This is a genomic window from Tychonema sp. LEGE 07196 (assembly GCF_963890365.1).
GTDB lineage: Bacteria > Cyanobacteriota > Cyanobacteriia > Cyanobacteriales > Microcoleaceae > Microcoleus.
Genome location: NZ_CAWPRX010000127.1, coordinates 24144 through 41675, shown reverse-complemented (window position 1 = coordinate 41675; position 17532 = coordinate 24144). Strand labels below are relative to the sequence as shown.

The 17532-nt window shown below is 45.5% G+C and carries 11 protein-coding genes; 5 read left to right on the top strand and 6 right to left on the bottom strand.

Going from position 1 to position 17532, the window contains the following annotated elements; translation table 11 throughout:
• Nucleotides 1-25 precede the first annotated feature (25 nt).
• Nucleotides 26-1381 (bottom strand): sensor histidine kinase, encoded by a 1356-nt coding sequence (locus tag AACV78_RS15225; RefSeq protein ID WP_194012762.1) that lies wholly within the window; start codon nucleotides 1379-1381, stop codon nucleotides 26-28.
• Between the two features lie 999 nt (nucleotides 1382-2380).
• Nucleotides 2381-2755 carry a DUF1257 domain-containing protein gene (locus tag AACV78_RS15220; RefSeq protein ID WP_194013147.1) on the bottom strand — a complete coding sequence of 125 codons (375 nt, stop codon included), beginning with the start codon at nucleotides 2753-2755 and terminating at the stop codon, nucleotides 2381-2383.
• Nucleotides 2756-3735: 980 nt separating this feature from the next.
• On the opposite strand from AACV78_RS15220, the gene AACV78_RS15215 reads away from it, so the two are divergent.
• Together AACV78_RS15215 and AACV78_RS15210 are read left to right on the top strand one after the other, a co-directional pair.
• Nucleotides 3736-6087 (top strand): PAS domain S-box protein, encoded by a 2352-nt coding sequence (locus AACV78_RS15215; RefSeq protein WP_194074309.1) that lies wholly within the window; start codon nucleotides 3736-3738, stop codon nucleotides 6085-6087.
• A 22-nt stretch (nucleotides 6088-6109) separates the two neighbouring features.
• A complete protein-coding gene (locus AACV78_RS15210; RefSeq protein WP_194074308.1) occupies nucleotides 6110-7771 on the top strand; it encodes a putative bifunctional diguanylate cyclase/phosphodiesterase in 1662 nt (553 codons plus the stop codon).
• A 282-nt stretch (nucleotides 7772-8053) separates the two neighbouring features.
• Here the strand turns inward: AACV78_RS15210 and msrP are convergent, their stop codons facing one another.
• The gene (msrP, locus tag AACV78_RS15205) at nucleotides 8054-9037 is read right to left on the bottom strand and encodes a protein-methionine-sulfoxide reductase catalytic subunit MsrP (RefSeq protein WP_194010266.1); all 984 of its coding nucleotides are present in this window, start codon (nucleotides 9035-9037) and stop codon (nucleotides 8054-8056) included.
• A gap of 548 nt (nucleotides 9038-9585) precedes the next feature.
• Here msrP and AACV78_RS15200 point away from each other — a divergent pair.
• On the top strand, nucleotides 9586-11631 hold the full coding sequence (locus tag AACV78_RS15200; RefSeq protein WP_194010265.1) for a serine/threonine-protein kinase: 2046 nt from the start codon (nucleotides 9586-9588) through the stop codon (nucleotides 11629-11631).
• Between the two features lie 117 nt (nucleotides 11632-11748).
• Here AACV78_RS15200 and AACV78_RS15195 read toward each other — a convergent pair whose 3' ends face one another.
• Nucleotides 11749-12489, bottom strand: coding sequence for an SDR family oxidoreductase (locus AACV78_RS15195; protein ID WP_194010264.1), 741 nt, complete (start codon nucleotides 12487-12489; stop codon nucleotides 11749-11751).
• Nucleotides 12490-12560: 71 nt separating this feature from the next.
• Between AACV78_RS15195 and AACV78_RS15190 the strand changes: the two genes are divergently transcribed.
• A complete protein-coding gene (locus AACV78_RS15190) occupies nucleotides 12561-13100 on the top strand; it encodes a tetratricopeptide repeat protein (protein WP_194010263.1) in 540 nt (179 codons plus the stop codon).
• Between the two features lie 288 nt (nucleotides 13101-13388).
• Nucleotides 13389-13682 (top strand): DUF3288 family protein, encoded by a 294-nt coding sequence (locus AACV78_RS15185; protein WP_194010262.1) that lies wholly within the window; start codon nucleotides 13389-13391, stop codon nucleotides 13680-13682.
• A 33-nt stretch (nucleotides 13683-13715) separates the two neighbouring features.
• On the opposite strand, the gene AACV78_RS15180 is transcribed toward AACV78_RS15185, so the two are convergent.
• Nucleotides 13716-13985, bottom strand: coding sequence for a DUF2442 domain-containing protein (locus AACV78_RS15180; protein WP_194010261.1), 270 nt, complete (start codon nucleotides 13983-13985; stop codon nucleotides 13716-13718).
• A gap of 512 nt (nucleotides 13986-14497) precedes the next feature.
• Nucleotides 14498-17314 carry a preprotein translocase subunit SecA gene (secA, locus tag AACV78_RS15175; protein WP_194010260.1) on the bottom strand — a complete coding sequence of 939 codons (2817 nt, stop codon included), beginning with the start codon at nucleotides 17312-17314 and terminating at the stop codon, nucleotides 14498-14500.
• Between the last annotated feature and the right edge of the window lie 218 nt (nucleotides 17315-17532).

Genomic DNA, 17532 nt, shown 5'->3' with positions numbered 1-17532 from the left:
AACCAGAAAACTGTTTTTGAGTTAATCATGTTTTGCGAACTATTGGCAGGAGAATTTCAAATTTGGTGTTCTGGCCTGGTTGCGAGCGCAAAAAAAGTTGGCCGCCGTGCTTTTCTGTGACGATTTGATGGCAGATAGCCAACCCCATACCGCTGCCTTTCCCTGCCGGTTTTGTGGTAAAAAAGGTATCAAATATTTGCTGATGATGTTCTGGGGCAATGCCGGGCCCGTTATCAGCAATCTCAATTGCTACCCGCTGGCCCTGTTCAGTTTCTCTGACATTAGTGGTAATTTCGATTTGGGGCTGCCAGTTATCCGCGCACTCGGTCTGTATTTCTCTCTTTGCTGCGTACTCTGTCAGGGCATCTATAGCATTAACTAACAAATTCAAAAACACCTGACTCAACTGACCGGAGTAGCCGCTAACTAGGGGCAGTTCGCCATAAATTTTTACCACTCTTATGCTATTCTTCAAGCGGTTTTTGAGAATTAACAGCGTCATATCCACGCATTCGTGAATGTCTGTATCCATTGGCTTTGTCTCGTCCATATGAGAGAAGTGGTGCAGCCCGTTCACTATTTTTAGCAATTGCGAGGCTCCCAACTCCATCCCTTCTAAGGTGATCGGCAAATCTTCTTGTAAAAAATCAAACTCAATTTCTTCTTTGAGGGCATTAATCCGGGGAGACGGTTCCGAATATTCTTCTTCATAAGCTGACATTAGTTGCAGCAAATTTTCAAAATAGGACAGCAGAAAAGTCAAATTTCCCCAAATACTGTTCAGCGGATTTCTAATTTCGTGGGCTACTTCTGCGACAATTCTCCCCAGACTCGCCATTTTTTCGGTTTGAATGAGTTTCGCTTGGGTTTGTTTTTTGAGCAGCTTATTTGTTAGTTCGTGAATGCGGGATTGAGCCACCATTAATTGGTGTGAGTCTAACAATTTGTAAATCTGGGGTGCTACTTCTACTACTATGGGTTCGTAGACTAATTCTGCTAACCTGTAAAGAGATTCCGAGGCTGCTTCTACTATTAATTTACTACCGGGAAGCACCAGCAGCTCTTGCTTGGAAAACCTGTACAATACCTCTATCGGTCGCTTAAAAAACATTTCTAACCCGTAGCGCCTGTTAATTTTTTCATAAAAATAACGCCTGGATATCATGCCGACAAAATTACCCCGCTCGGTCAAAATTACGCCGGGAAGCATGGAATTTCCTTCAAAAGCCTGGGCTACTTCTTTGGCCTGTTGGGTTAAGTCAATTTGACAGTTGTAGAGAGGCAAATCTAGGAGAGTTGATTCTAAGGATATATCCCAACTACAAATTTCATTGATATGCAAAACGGATAACTCCGAGCTAGTCTCATGCACAGCAAACATAGATGAAACCCCTGTTAAATTTTGTATTGATGGATAAGTTAAGTTGCTATTAATGGGTAACGGGTAATGGCCTGCGGGTAATTGCTAGTTTGTCAAATTTCAACAGCACCCAACGGCAAAACCCGATCGCAATAGCATGGTCTGCTAAGGATTTTGTTTCTAAATCAATGTTAAACGATCGAAGCTTTTGTGGAACTTACGGAACTCTGCTGTAAACTTTTTACCATGATATACCCTGCGATCGCGTGTTTTCCGAAAAATCTTAAAAATCTATCAATAGATTAGTGCAATCTGTGAGAGGTTTTTCTCTGTTGATAAAAAATTGGAGTGCGATCGCCCGTTATCGATAAATATACTGACATCCTTCGAGAGTTCGACGGCCCGGATTCCCACAGTCTGAGGAACTTGAGACACCAGCGCGCAAAACTGGCCCGGAGGCAAAAATCGGCAGATTGTACTGTATTTAAGCAAAAATGCCAATGCAGGCAAGTTTCCAACTCCAACTCCAACTCCAACAACCCCTAAATCTTAGTTTGCGAAAGCCCGCGCCAGTCAGTCGATTTGAGATTTTAGATACTTCGACTTCGCCCTACAAGTTTGAGATTTACTCCACAGATAAATCAGGGAGCAGGAACAATAGTCTAAAATTTTAGTTGTGTGCGTGACGGTTTACCTGAATTTTTTGTTGCTATCAAAGATGTCAGTCAAGCGAGCCCCTACCGAATCCCCAAAAACCTAGAAGCGGGCGCGAGCGAAGAATCACGAAATCACAGCCAGAAGATGAAAGCAAAAGGGAGCATCTGGTGTTTTGCAAAACGCATTTTTTTATTTAGCGTGCGATCGTGCCCGCTCGCATATTGTACTCGCTCTTCGGGGACGATCGCACTATAAACGCAAAACACCAGATGCTCCCAAGCAAAACCCGCTTGACCAATCGAATATTTATTGATTTGTACCCGCCTACTTGGTATATAAAAATGAGTTATTCAAGCGCAAGTCTTAAACCCATCGACCCACAACAACCCTCACCGTTCCGTCCGCCAACGTTTCCTCTTTTTCAACATGAAAACCCTCGGACTGCACCGCCGCCATCAACTGGCGGCGCGCGTATTTTTGACTAATTGAATTAACAAATTCTTGCTTGTTAATTCTAGCGCCCCAAAAATCCGCAACCAATTCGTAATTCTCTCCGTTGCGACGAAAACCCAAATCGTAACCGTTGGATTGCCGAATCACATACTCCGCATTAGTTTTGTCGCCCTGATAACCCCGCACCTGCACGTTGGACTCTACGTTATAACCCAACTCTTCCAACACTTGATGCAGCAGTTCGCCATTGGTTATTTGAACCTCGATCGTTGTGAAGTGTGACATATCACTTTCAGATTTTTTTGTGAAACGCTGATTTGATTATCATAGCATCAACAACCACCGTCAATAACTTACGACTTGCGCTATTTAACTCGACTTTTACGATAAATATAGAGCTTTGCAGAGTTACACCTGCACATCAACCCGCTTGAGTGGCGCTTTTGTCTACCGCGCCTTGTTATTCCCAAATTTCGATTTTTTAATAGATACTATAAGGATAAAGAATCAACTTTAAAAACGAAAGTTTAACCATAGCTTAATCATTATTCATCCGTGTTTTAATCCTACGATCTAAAACTTGTACGGGTAACTTGAAGTGTCTAATACCATTTTTCTTTCATATGTGGTATAGATGAAGTCTTAGCCCCCCCAAAGCATCGGGGGGGTTGGGGGGGTAATGTCTAGCGCTACTTTATTTCATTGGTATAAAATCTAAAGTTAACGGATATCGGATTCGATCGCGCGATCGCCCTAGTGTCGGCAATAGGTCGCTGACTGAAGTCCGCACTACAAACCGTTTTTATTAGGGTAATCTACCCGACAGGGCGTTACAGCATCTTAGGTTTTAGGTTTGAGATTTAAATCGCTGTTCCCTTGCGATCGCCCCGATCGCACTTTTGTTAGCCGTGACTATATTTCAAAAATCCCGATTTCCGATTCTTGAGTCCGTGAATATACGCAAACAATATAAAAATTTTATAATTGTATGTCTTGTACAAGGCTAATATTGCGAAACTCATTTTCAAAATACTACAGGTACTTACCGTGAAAATACGTATTTGCAGGCATGATTCAGCTTGTTATCAACCTTTAAAAAGTCGCCAGAAAGACAGACAGGGAAGCAATTGCTGAATGTTTAAACAAGATTTAAACTATCGCATCTGGCTCGGATGAGTATCCCAAAAAACTGTAATATTTCACTTAAAAAGTTTATGCTTAAAAGATAGCCCGGGATTAAATATACAGTACATCCCTGAGTAACCATGTCATACTGCAACCAATCCATCTGTCGATCGCCGAATCCTGCTGAAATGTGCGACACTGCTGCGAGTTGGCAGCTTATAGCCGATCGACTAACGGTAGAATTGAGCAACACGCGCGCGAAGCTTGATGCCGAAATCGATCGGCTAAAACAAGAAAACGAAACCCTCCACGCCGCCCTCAGTTGTTCCCCAATTTTCCTGTGGGCAACTGACAAAGACGGCAGGTTAACCCTTGCTTCCGGCAAAAACATAGAAAATTTGGGGTTCAAACAACCTGTAACTGTCGGACTGTCGATTTTTGAAGTTTACGGCAGCCAGCCAGATATCTTAGAAAATATTGCCGAGGTAATAGCAGGAAAAGATCGCACTTGGAATGCCCGAGAGGGGGATTTTATTCACGAAATTCGATCGACAGCGCTGCGAGATGCAAGGGGGGAAATTGTCGGGGCTGTCGGTGTTGCTACCGATATTACCGATCGCCAAAAGTCGATCGCAACTCTCCAAACAGCAAATCAAGAATTAGAGCACAAACTTCAGCAGCAAGCAGCAGTCTTGAATGCAGCACTTGCCGCCAGCGAAAAAAAATATCGCAACCTCGTAGAAACATCCCAAGAACTTATTTGGTCGATCGATATTCAAGGCATCTTAACTTTTGTCAATACCGCCGCCAAACGCATCTACGGTTACGACCCCCCAGAAATGATCGGCCGCCGCTTTACTGAATTTTTGATTCCCCAACAAAAAAAACAACAAATAGAAATATTTGCACAACTTTTAGCTAGAACCAGCCTTCAGCAACAAACCCCCAATTCTCCTTACGAAATAGAACAAGTTCGCAAAGACGGTAGCCCCGTCCACCTGCGCGTCAACAGCATCATCAACCAAGGTGAAAACGGCGCTATTTTAGGTCTGTGCGGAACCGCAACAGATATTAGCGATCGCAAGCGATCGGAAGCAGCACTCCAAGAAGCCACAGACCAACTTCGCGCCGTCTTGGATGCAGTGCCCGGACTCATTTCTTGGATCGGTTCAGATTTGCGGTATATAGGAGTCAACCAGCATTTAGCCACCTCCTTCCAACTGTCTCCAGAAAGCTTTGTCGGTCAAGAAATCAACTTTCTCGACAAAGGATCGGCTTTTGGAGAAATGATCCGAAATTTTTTTGACAGTTCATCTCAACAAACCTGGCAAGAAATAGACATAAAAATTAACGGCAGCACCTGCAATTATCTGATAGTAGCTCAGAAATATCATCAAGGAACTGCAGCAGTTTCGGTAGGAATAGACATTACCGACCGCAAGCGCGCCGAAGCTCAAAAAACCGAACTAATCACTTCTTTACAAGAATCTGAGCGCAAATTACGCAGCCTTTACGAAGCCACCAGCGACGCAGTAATGCTACTAGACGAACAAGCATTTTTTGACTGTAACGTCGCCACCCTCAGAATATTTGGTTGTAGCAATCAAGAACAGTTCTACGGGAAAAAACCAAGCGAATTTTCCCCGCAATTTCAGCCCAACGGACAAGACTCCCGCAGGTTAGCCGCCCAGAAAATATCAACAGCAATGCAAACAGGTAGCTGTCGCTTTGACTGGGTACACAAACGGCTAGACGGTTCAGAATTTCCAGCCGAAGTGCTGTTAAATGCAATGGAAATTAACGGCCGCAAAGTAATTCAAGCAGTAGTGCGAGACATTACAGACCGGAAGCGCGACGAAGATCGGATCAAAGCATCCCTCGCAGAAAAAGAAGTCCTCTTCAAAGAAATTCACCACCGCGTCAAAAATAACCTGCAAGTAATTTCCAGTTTGCTCAAACTTCAGTCCCGCTACATCAAAGACAGCAGGGTTACTGAAATGTTAAAAGAAAGTCAAAACAGAGTCATGTCAATGGCCCTGGTTCACGAACAATTGTATCAATCCAAAGATTTTTCAAACATTGACTTTGCTGAATATATCCAAAATCTTGCCCACAATTTATTTCAAGCTTATGAAACTCATGCAGAAAGCGTCAAATTGCAAACAAATATTGCGCCGTGTTATATGAATATTGACGAGGCCGTTCCTTGCGGATTAATTATCAACGAACTTGTGACCAATGCACTAAAATATGCTTTTGAAGGAGAAATCGCAGGTACAATCAACATAGACTTTAGTTTAGAAAATGACAGGGTTTGCGTGCTAACTGTAAGCGACAGTGGTGTTGGTTTTCCTCAAGACTTAGATTATCGAAATGCCCGCACATTGGGTTTGCGACTTGTCGGATCTTTAGTTAAGCAAATTAGGGGGAAAATAGAGCTACTAGAAACAACAGGCACGACTTTTAAAATAACATTTTCTCAACAACAATAGCCATCTTCGGAGAGAAAAAAATATGCCTAATAAAAAAATTCTGATAGTTGAAGACGAAAGCATTATTGCCGAAGACATTTCCGACAGCTTAATATCTCTGGGTTATAGAATCACTGATATTGTCTATTCAGGAGAAGAAGCAATTCAATCGGCAACAGAATCTCGACCAGATTTAGTTTTAATGGATGTTAACCTGCAAGGAGAAATCGACGGTATTACAGCAGCAGAAGTAATTCGATCGCGCTTGGCAATTCCGGTAATTTATCTAACAGCCTATGCTGACGAAAATACTTTGCGACGGGTCAATTCAACCAAACCATTCGGCTATATTGTTAAACCATTTGAAGAAAAAAACTTGCACACAACTATTCAAATAGCTCTGCACCGACATCAGCACGACTGCTTGACAAACTTGCCAAATCGTTCGCTGTTGCGAGAGCAGCTAAGTCAGATATTAGACAAACACAAAAACTTGCCAGCAATGATTCCGGTTATGACTCTTAGTTTAGATAAAATCAACAGGATTAACAGTACATTTGGACACGATATTGGCGACTTTGTACTTTGTAAAATTGCCGAACGGCTGAGTAACTGCACGGATAAAATTAATATAGTGGCTCGTTTGGAAGCTGCTGAATTTGCAATTGTTATCGAACCAGTTGCCAAAAAACAGGATGCTGTCAAAATTGCTCAAAATATTTTAGATATTGTAGCCCAACCTATAATGGCCAGAGGCTCCGAACTGTACGTCACGGCGAGTATCGGCATTTGTTTATCTCCAAACGACGGCAGCAATGGAGACGAACTACTGAAAAATGCTTATACAGCCATGTATAATTCTCAGGAGAAAGGAGGAAATAACTATCAATTTTATACCGCTAAAAATGCAATTATTTCCATTAATAAACTTAGTCAAGAAAATTGTCTGCGCCATGCTTTGAAACGCTCGGAATTTGAAGTTTATTATGAACCAAAAATACAAATTGAAACCGGAAAAATTGTTGGTGCTGAAGCATTAGTGCGCTGGAATCATCCAAAAAGAGGTCGAGTTTCCCCTGGGGAATTCATTCCAATGGCTGAAGAAATGGGCTTAATTGCACCGCTGGGCGAATGGGTTTTAGAGACTGCTTGCAGGCAAACTAAAGCGTGGCAAATTGAGGGTTTACCTCCGCTGCGGGTAGCAGTCAATGTGTCAGCCCGCCAGTTTGAAGGCAAAAATTTGACGGAGAGAGTCAGCCAGATATTGAGAGAAACTAATCTCGATCCTAAATGTCTGGAATTAGAATTGACGGAAGGTCTGATTTTGCAAGATGAAACGGCTGCGGCGGGAGCTTTTCAGGTATGGAGAGATATGGGGATTAGGATAGCGATTGATGATTTTGGGATTGGGTATTCTTCTTTGAGTTATCCGAAACGCTTTGTATTTGATGCGCTCAAGATTGACAAGAGTTTTATTCGGGATATTGCGGACGATCGCCAAAATGCAGCGATTACAGTAGCGATTATTCAAATGGCGCACTCTCTGAATATGACTGTGATTGCTGAGGGGGTAGAAAATGAGCGGGAACTTGCGTTTTTGTGCGCGCGCGATTGCGACGAAATTCAAGGCTATTTTTTCAGTCAGGCTTTACCAGCGGCTGAGTTTGAGGCTTTGCTCAAAAGCGATAAGCGTTGGGACTTATAGCAGTTTTCAGGTAATATCGTTTCCGCTTGGATCGTCAGGTGATTTAACCGGCGCTAGAACACAGAGTACACAGAGTCCGAGAATATATATCTGAATCATTCCGATGAAGAGAGGATTTGATATAAGATAGTACCCAAAAGCGGTTCGCGCGTGCGGAATGCGAGTCCGCAAAAGAGCAGACTCGCATTCCACACGCGCGATCGAATTTTAGCAATGAAATTTTAATAACTGTTACTTGTTGCTCGTTACCAGGCTCTGCCTGGTAACGAGCCGAATCTATTTTTAACTGTAAAGACTCGCCACATATTCGCCGTAACCGTTATAGGGCAAAGTCGGGCGAGTTTCCCACGACCAACTGTTACCGGGGCCGACGACTCTTTCGCTGGCTTGAGACCATCTGGGGTGAGGTTGGTCGGGGTTAACATTGGCTTCAAAAGCGTATTCGGTGGGGCCGACTGTATTCCAAAAAGTAGCGGGTTGTTTTTCGACAAATTCAATTTTGACGATCGACTTTGCGCCCTTAAAACCGTACTTCCAAGGAATCACTTCTCGCAGTGGCGCACCGTTTTGTTTTGGTAGCTGCCGCCCGTACAAGCCCGTAGCAAAAAATGCTAAATCGTTTGCCATTTCCTCAATCCGCAGACCTTCGGTGTAAGGCCAAGGATAAAATTGTGACATCAAACCGGGGCCTGGAGTAATTTTTTTGTCATAAAACGAGGTGAAGCGAACGAATTTAGCATTTGATTGTGGTTCGACATCAGCCAGGAGCAATTTCATGGGAAATCCGACCCAAGGAACTACCATTGCCCATGCTTCTACACAGCGAAATCGATAAACTCGTTCTTCGATGGGAAATTTTTTGTAGATGTCGTCAATGTCGTAAGTGCGGGGATTTTTGACTAAACCTGCTACTTCTACTTTCCAGTTTTCTGTTGGCAAAGCTTGAGCGGCTTCCCAAATAGATTTTGTGCCGCCGTATTCGTAAAAGTTGTTATATTTTGTAGCTAAGGCTTCGTCGGTAATTGCTCGATCGACTTTTGCGAAGTTAGAATTCCGGGTCAATCCCGAATATGCTTGGGTTGAGCTTTTGTCCAGAGCGGTTTTTGAGCTATCGCTGCTTTGACAGCCGGTCAGCGGCAGCAGCGAAGCAGTCACGCCAGCGCCGATTAAATTTGTCATGAAGCGGCGGCGGTTGAGAAAGGCTGTTTCTGAGGTAATTTGGGGATCGAGAATTTCCCAAGATTTAGGAATGCGAATAAAGGGCATAAGTAATAGTTAAAAGTTAGTAGTTCGTCGGGCAAAATTTGCCCAAATTTCAATTTTTTAGTTTATTTGAAATTTGAGATTTACTCAGGGCGAACGGAGGATAGGGGAGTTTTGGCAATGCCTCGCGATGGCTTGACTTGGCGCTGCGAGCAAAATTATTGTATCTGCAATGACAGTATAGCCTAATTCGTTGAAAGCGAGTTCTGCCGAACAATGTCACGGCACGCGGGCGATCGACCTATTATACCAATTTCATATAAGTAGTGCTAGATATTAGCCCCCCAACGGTAGCTTAGTAAGGGGGGCTAGGACTTGATCCATAACACAGCTTTAGAAAAATGGTATTAAACCTCCATCGCAGGAAAGTCAGTAATAATTAACGCGCGATCGACCGCAGGAATTGTCACTAAAATCTTGGAAACAATTATCATGAAGCAAAGCAATGATTCAAATTATTTAATTTGTCCAAAGGAAGCGGCACGCACCGCCCCGCTTTCCTCCCCCACTCCTGGCTTTAAGTCGGACGGGGGTCTCCAGCGGAAAGAGAAATGAGTTACTGCATCAATCCCAATTGCCAGAATCCAGAAAATCTCGATCGCGCCACAGCCTGCAAAAGCTGCGAGTCAAACTTGCTGCTAAAAGGTCGCTACCGAGTATTTCACCCCCTCGGTCAAAGTCTCGGTTGCCGCACCTTCTTAGCAGTCGATGAAGACCAACCAACCCAACCCCGCTGCGTCATTCAACAGTTTTGTGGCTCAGTGCCCTCAGTCGCCGACAATGGCGCACAGCTAAACCAGACATTTCGCAGCGACGCCAGCGTCCTCGAAGAGTTGGGTAAACATCCCCAAATACCGAAACTGCTGGCATTTTTTGAAGTCGAAGGCTGCCAGTATTTAGTGCAAGAATACATCCCCGGTCGCAATTTGGCCGATCGACTGTCGCAAAAAGGCGTACTGAAAGAAATTCACATTTGGTATTTGCTGAGCGAATTGTTGCCTGTCCTGCAACTGGTTCACGACCATCAACTAATTCACCGAGACATCAAACCCTCCAATATTATTCACCGCAAAACGAGCCAAAATGGCTTAATAACGGCGGGCAAAGAGGATGTAGGTACTATACCCTGGGAGGAGGAATCGGGACTGGTTTTAGTCGATTTCGGCGCGGCAATTCCTGCCAACAGCGGGCCGCTGAAAACAGAAACAGTGACTGGTTCTGCCGAATTCGCCGCTCCCGAACAAATCAAAGGTCAAGCTATTTTGAGCAGCGACATCTACAGTTTGGGCGTGACTTGCATTCATTTGTTAACGGGAATGTCGCCCTTTGATTTGTTTGATATCAAAGGGGACACTTGGGCCTGGAGGCACTATTTGAAAATACCTGTTTCGAGCAGACTCGGCCGCATCCTGGATAAAATGGTAGAACGAGAAGCATCAAAACGCTATCGATCGACCGAAGCAATTCTCAGAGACATAAAATACGGCCCGACACCGATAGACGCGATTGTCAACAAACCCAGGGTGACTTTGGCTTTGTGGGGAGGAGCCGCCGTTGCCCTAATTTCAGTGCTGCTGGGTTCTGGCTTGTCATCGACAGTACCGGAGGCTTTCACTTCTTCCGAACCGGTTTCCAGCATTCCCGAAATTCGGTTCGATCCGCCCCCGATGCAGAATTTCAGCAGTGAGCCATTGCAGTCAGGCCCTGCAGTTCGCACTCTCGCAGAGCAAGACAAAAACCCGGTGTGGGCTGTAGCAGTCAGTCCCAACGGCCGCGTCATAGTCAGCGGCAACAATGACGGGACAATTCGCCTGCTGCACAAGCGTCACGGCAAAATACTCAAAGTTATCTCAGCACATTTGGGACCCGTGTGGTCGGTGGCTGTCAGTCCCGACGGCAGGACGATCGCCAGCGGTGGTGCAGACGGTACGATTAAATTGTGGAATTTCTATTCCGGCAAGTTAATTCGGACGTTGGACGGAGACAAAGACGGCGTGTTCTCAGTGGTTTTCAGTCCCGACGGCCGAGTCCTCGCCAGCGTCGGTAAAGACAATACATTGAAACTGTGGCAAGTCGAAGGCGGTGCCGAGTTGCAAACCCTCAAGGGGATTACCGACGAAGTGTATTCAGTGGCTTTCAGTCCCAACAAAGATACTTTGTTTGCTGGCAAGGGCGACGGTACGATCGAGATGTGGAATTGGAAGACTGGGGAATTCCAAGCGACTCTCAGGGGTCATGTCGATGCTGTTTCGGCTTTGGTTGTCAGCCCGGATGGTAATATTTTGGGCAGCGGCGGTTGGGACAACACGGTGAGGATTTGGGATATCACCACGAATCACGGGCCGCAGCCCTCGGGCGAGGTGACTTTTACCGGTCATGCCGATCGCATTCAGTCTTTAGCTTTCAGTCCCGACAGCGAGACGTTAGCGAGCGGCGATTTGAGCGGTACTATCAAGCTGTGGGCGATGGATAGCGGGGAACAGGGTACGCTCAAAGGTCATTCGACTTGGGTGGAACTGGCTTTTAATCCTCAAGACAAAACCTTGATCAGCGGCAGTTATGACGACACGATTAAGGTGTGGCGACTGTCTCCTTGATTTTTCTATTCTTTCTTGGAACAATCTTTAACCATAATCTTTGATTTGGTTGGGGATTGTTCAAAACTCGGCGATTGAAATTGCTTAAGAGTCAAGCTTTCGTCCATGTCCGCCGAGTTAGGCAATTCCGCCGTTAACGCGGATATTTTGTCCGGTAATCCAGCGGGCTTGTTCGCTGCACAAAAAAGCCGTCACATCGGCAATATCTTCAACTTTTCCGAGTCTTCCCAAAGCAGTCATTTGAGTGAATCTTTGGATTTGTTCGGCGGTTTTTCCGACAGTGAAAAGCTCTGTGTCTGTTGGACCCGGAGAAATGGCATTGACTGTAATTTGGCGATCGCCCAATTCCTTCGCTAGCGATCGAGTTAGCTGTTCCACCGCACCTTTTGTCGCCACGTAGGCCCCGTAGGTTGGCAGCAGCATAGCAGTTGTCGAACTAGAAAAGTTGACAATTCTGCCTCCATCTGCCATGCGTTTAGCAGCTTCTTGACAAGCAAAAAACGTGCCTTTGACGTTAATTGCAAATAGATTGTCAAACTCGGCTTCGGTAACTTCCGCCACTGGTTTGTAAAGAATTACGCCAGCATTATTGACTAAAATATCGACTTGTGAATAGGTGTCGGTCGCGCGATCGAACAAATTGCAAATTTCTGCGGTTTTGCTGACATCGGCTTGGACGGCTAATGCTTTGCCGCCTGCTGCTTCAATCGCTGACACAACCTCTTTTGCTGCTTCTGCTGCTTGGACGTAGTTGATGACAACCGATGCGCCTTCTTGAGATAATCGGAGGGCGATCGCGCGTCCAATTCCCCGCGATGCACCAGTCACAATTGCTACTTTTCCAGCTAGTGATGTCATGATAGTTACTCCGCAATTAGCGTTGATATTCCCTCTATGGTAAAGTAGTGTCGCCTGTTAAAGTAAAATTTATGACCGCAAATTCCGAGTTAACACAGCAGTATTTGTCAGCGGGCGAGAACCTGCAGAAATTGGGAAAATTTGAGGAGGCGATCGCCCAATACCAACAAATATTAGCACTCAAACCGGATGCGGCGGTTGCGTGCAGCAAGATAGCAGAAGTTTATTATACGCAACAGAAATATGTAGAGGCGATCGCATCCTGTTACCAAACACTGCGCCAGCAACCAAATTTTGCCCCAGCCTACAAAACCCTAGGGAATATTCTGCAAGCCCAAGGCAAAATAGAAGCGGCGGTGCGCGCCTACTCAAAGGCGATCGAATTTGACCCAAAATTAGTTGCAGCCTATGTTAACCTAGGCAGTATGTGTTACAAACAAGGCTTGCTAGACGAAGCAATAACTTATTACCAAAAGGCGATCGCCCAGCAGCCAGACTTAGCCGCCGCTTACTGGAACTTAGGCAAAGTATTAGAACAGCAAGGGCGAATTAATGAAGGCTTAATATATCAAGAAAAAGCTTTAAAATTAGAGCCAGAATTAGCAAAGTAGTTGTAGGGTGTGTCGCCTGCGATAACTCCCTAAACCAAGCTCGAAATTCTCACAGCGACGCACCTGTGCTTAGAATTTGAGTGAAAAACAACAACACTTTTTTTGCACACTTATAGCTGTTCTCGGAAAGATGAGGTATTCACCAATTCATTTAATAGTTCCCCAATCCCGCAATCCCCGAATCCTCCAATCCTCTAATCTAAAATCTAAAATCTAAGTTGAGGACTTTAGTCCGCATAAATCATAGAAATACAGTCTTCACTACAAACCGTTTTATCGCAAAAAAATATGGATTTAGAAGCCAAAAATCAAGACCAACAGCACCCGCAATACAAGCGCGATCGAGCTACCGTCGATAGTTTATTAGGAAAACAACCAAACGAACACAATTTATCAGAATTAGCAAGATTAATCATTCGGTATCGAGGATTTCCCGGCGCTAGAGACATTCAAAGAGACTTAAAACAAGTCCTGCAACAATGGAATCATACCGAAGAAACTCTTTACGAACAAACCCGTAAAATTCACGCTACGGGCGAAGTTTATCGCCGACTAAAAAACGATCAAGAAGATTGGGCTTAATACCAAAGCTTAGAAGTGAAGTAGCGATCGAAATTAATGAGTAATTTTAGGCCTCGGAGCCTGTGCGCCTCGCAGCATTCCTTCTGTACTCAAGTCTTCATCAATTTCTTCCCAGTGAATGCCATAGCCTCCTCCACATACTTCCCATTTTTCCCTTTGGTGGGGCGCTGCATTAAACAATCTTGGATACCAAATTAAAGGCACGGTAATGATTCGTCCATCCATCAAATCAACACTAATGGTTTCTTCTGTAAAATGAATGTGCTTAACTCTCTCGTCCGCTCGAATCGCCAAAATACCCATACCAAGCCTCCAGTAGCGTTTGTTTATTTTCTTGTACTACCGACTCTCTTTTACGAAGTTATGCGGCACTAAAACCAAGGTTATTTCCTAAACTGACCAAGAATTTCTTGGTGGTACAAGCCCCCGGATTTATCCGTGGAATCAATCCAAAATCTAAAATTCTTCAATCCTCAAGCCCCCGCATTTACTCGTGGGGTCGCCTCTAAAATCTAAAATCTAAAATCTAAAATCGATTGACTGGCTCCAACCAAAATTTAACCGATGATTTGTCTCTGTCAATATAAACATGAGGTGGTTAATTTGGTTCATGGCTGTAAAAGTAAAGTTGGTAAGAGCCTATTCGTAAAATAGTTGGCATATTTCCAAGCTATACAATATTTCAACGGGAATCTCTGTATTTTTTTATTATTATTCTATGACACAGGTTTTATATTTCAACTGGTTCCCAGCCAGAGCCAGGGAACCAGTAAACAGTCAACAGTCAACAGTTAACAGTCAACTGTTAACTATTTTTAAACCATCTCAGCCGAAACAGGCATTGCAGGCTGCGGCTGGAATTGGAACAGCGAATAAACCACGTTGCGGCGGATATCCGTCATCATGTCCAAAAACAGCTCGTAACCTTCAGTTTTGTACTCGATTAACGGGTCTTTTTGTCCGTAACCGCGCAACCCGACAGACTCGCGCAAAGCATCCATTTGCTGCAAGTGTTCCCGCCACAAAGTATCAATTTGCTGCAAGATAAAGAACCGTTCCGCATCGCGCATCAATTCTGCTCGGATGATATTAACTTCCGCTTCTTTCATGTCGTAAGCGTTGCGAACTTGTTCGTGGAGGAAAGTTTTAATCTCCTCAACCGACAAATCCTCTAATTGATCCGGAGTCATGTCAGCTAGGAGATAAACAAATTCCTTCACTTTACTGACAAGTTTTTCTAGTTCCCATTCTTCCGAAGGCAACTCGGGATTGATGTATGCTCCCACGATATCGTCCATCGTTTGTTCCGCATATTTAATTACCTGTTCCTTCGAGTCCAAACCTTCCAATACTCGGCGGCGTTCCGCATAGATTGCTCGACGCTGATTGTTCATCACTTCGTCGTATTCAAATACCTGCTTGCGGATGTCGTAATAGTAGGTTTCGACTTTTTTCTGAGCGCCTTCGAGGGAACGGGTAAGCATTCCAGATTCGATCGGCATATCTTCCTCAACACCGAAAGCCTTCATCAAACCGGCCACCCGTTCGCCGCCGAAAATCCTGAGCAAATTGTCTTCCAAACTCAAGAAAAACCGCGTAGAACCGGGGTCTCCTTGCCGTCCCGCCCGGCCCCGCAACTGATTGTCAATCCGGCGCGATTCGTGGCGTTCAGTACCGATGACGTGCAAGCCTCCCAACTGTACAACTTCATCGTGTTCGCTGCTGGTAAAAGCATCGTACTCGCTGCGAGTTAAATTGTAAGCTTCGCGCAATTTTTGAATTACGATGTCCTTGGTAGGGGCTTTTTCCGAGGCTACAGCCACAATGTCATCGGCTTTCAATTCCGAGAGCGATCGCTCCCCGTACTCCTTCACCGCCAATTCCACCGCCGCCTTGAGCATTTGCTCAGCATCTTTCGATAGCTGCGTGGGGAAAATCTGCGCCGAAGCTTTCCAAGACTTGACCTTTTTGGCAGTTTGACCAAAACCTTGAGCTGCGGGGCGGCCGCCAATACCGGGAACTTGCACCAGCGAAAACCCTTCTTCATCCTCCGGCTGGACGATCCGGGGCATCAAGTATTCCCGCAACTTGAGCCGGCCCATGTACTCAGAATTACCGCCCAAAATGATGTCTGTACCGCGTCCGGCCATGTTAGTGGCGATCGTCACAGCGCCTTTACGTCCGGCTTGAGCGATAATTTCCGACTCCCGTTCCACGTTTTCCGGTTTCGCGTTGAGCAAATTGTGAGGAATCTTGAGTTCTTGGAGCAGCCGCGACAGCAACTCGGATTTTTCTACGCTCGTAGTGCCCACCAGCACCGGGCGACCGATTTCGTGCATTTCAGCACATTCTTGGGCGATCGCCTTCCACTTCCCGGCCTCCGCCTTGTAAACCATATCCGAAAGGTCAGCGCGGCTCGTCACCCGGTTTGTGGGAATTAGCGTCACTTCCAGATTGTAAATCTTCTCAAACTCGGTTTCTTCAGTCTTCGCCGTCCCAGTCATTCCCGACAGTTTCGGATAAAGCAAAAAGAAATTCTGATAGGTAATTGTCGCCAGCGTCTGAGTTTCCGGCTGAATTTCCGCCCGTTCCTTCGCTTCGATCGCCTGGTGCAAACCGTCGCTCCAGCGCCTTCCGGGCATCACCCTGCCCGTAAACTCATCGACAATCACCACTTCGCGATCGGGATTGACAATGTAGTTAATATCCTTAATAAACAATTCCTTCGCCTTAATCGCATTAAAAATGTAATGCGCCCAAGGGTCAGCCGGGTCGTACAAATCCGTAACGCCCAACAACCGCTCAGCTTCCCCAAACCCTTCATCGGTCAACAGCACGTTCCGCGCCTTTTCGTCAACCTCGTAATGTTCCTCATTTTCCTTTCTCAGAGCAGCAGCCACCTCCGCCGCCCGGATGTATTTCTCGCTGGGGCGTTCCACCTGGCCCGAAATAATCAGAGGTGTCCGAGCTTCATCGATCAGCACCGAGTCAACCTCATCAATCACGCAGAAATTAAAAGGACGCTGGACTACATCTTCCATCACAGTAGCCATGTTGTCCCGCAAATAATCAAAACCAACCTCGCTGTTCGTCGCGTAGGTAATATCGCAGTTATAATTTTTCTTGCGTTCCGCCTGATCCATGCCCTGCTGGATCAGCCCCACCGTCAATCCCAAGAAGCGGTGCACCTGCCCCATCCATTCCGCGTCCCGCCTTGCGAGATAATCGTTGACGGTGATGATGTGTACGCCTTTACCGTTGAGGGCGTTTAGGTAAGCCGGCAGCGTCGCCACCAGAGTTTTGCCTTCACCGGTTTTCATTTCGGCAATTTGGCCTTTGTGGAGGATGATGCCGCCGAGGAGTTGGACATCAAAGTGGCGCATTCCCAAAACCCGCTGTCCCGCTTCCCGCACCACTGCAAAAGCTTCTGGCAAGATTTCGTCTAGGATCTCTTTCTCTTCGTTGAGAGATTTAGCTTTTGCCAGACGTTCTTGAAACTCGGCAGTTTTCCCTCTGAGGCCGTCGTCTGAGAGGGTACGGAAGTCTTCTTCCAAGATATTGATATCAGCTACCCAAGGCTGAAATTTTCTCAGTTTGCGCGCGTTGGGATCGCCTAACAGATTTTTAAACATGGCAGGAGAGGCAGATTTTTAATAATTTAGCTATTAGCTTTCAGGGTTACGGGCTGTAGTGTTAGCCACAACATTTACCTTTCCCGATTGTAGCAACCATTGGTCGCCCTGGGCCGTCGCTGCGGTCGATCGCCCTTTTTGGATTTTAGATTTTGGATTGAAGAATTGATTCCTCTTGCCCCCTCCCGATCGAGCCTAGATTTTCCTAGGGCGAAGCA

Excerpts from the sequence above, each read along its gene's own strand:
- AACV78_RS15225 (WP_194012762.1), bottom strand. The coding sequence starts at position 1,381 with ATGTTTGCTGTGCATGAGACTAGCTCGGAGTTATCCGTTTTGCATATC.
- AACV78_RS15220 (WP_194013147.1), bottom strand. The coding sequence starts at position 2,755 with ATGTCACACTTCACAACGATCGAGGTTCAAATAACCAATGGCGAACTG.
- AACV78_RS15215 (WP_194074309.1), top strand. The coding sequence starts at position 3,736 with ATGTCATACTGCAACCAATCCATCTGTCGATCGCCGAATCCTGCTGAA.
- AACV78_RS15210 (WP_194074308.1), top strand. The coding sequence starts at position 6,110 with ATGCCTAATAAAAAAATTCTGATAGTTGAAGACGAAAGCATTATTGCC.
- msrP (WP_194010266.1), bottom strand. The coding sequence starts at position 9,037 with ATGCCCTTTATTCGCATTCCTAAATCTTGGGAAATTCTCGATCCCCAA.
- AACV78_RS15200 (WP_194010265.1), top strand. The coding sequence starts at position 9,586 with ATGAGTTACTGCATCAATCCCAATTGCCAGAATCCAGAAAATCTCGAT.
- AACV78_RS15195 (WP_194010264.1), bottom strand. The coding sequence starts at position 12,489 with ATGACATCACTAGCTGGAAAAGTAGCAATTGTGACTGGTGCATCGCGG.
- AACV78_RS15190 (WP_194010263.1), top strand. The coding sequence starts at position 12,561 with ATGACCGCAAATTCCGAGTTAACACAGCAGTATTTGTCAGCGGGCGAG.
- AACV78_RS15185 (WP_194010262.1), top strand. The coding sequence starts at position 13,389 with ATGGATTTAGAAGCCAAAAATCAAGACCAACAGCACCCGCAATACAAG.
- AACV78_RS15180 (WP_194010261.1), bottom strand. The coding sequence starts at position 13,985 with ATGGGTATTTTGGCGATTCGAGCGGACGAGAGAGTTAAGCACATTCAT.
- secA (WP_194010260.1), bottom strand. The coding sequence starts at position 17,314 with ATGTTTAAAAATCTGTTAGGCGATCCCAACGCGCGCAAACTGAGAAAA.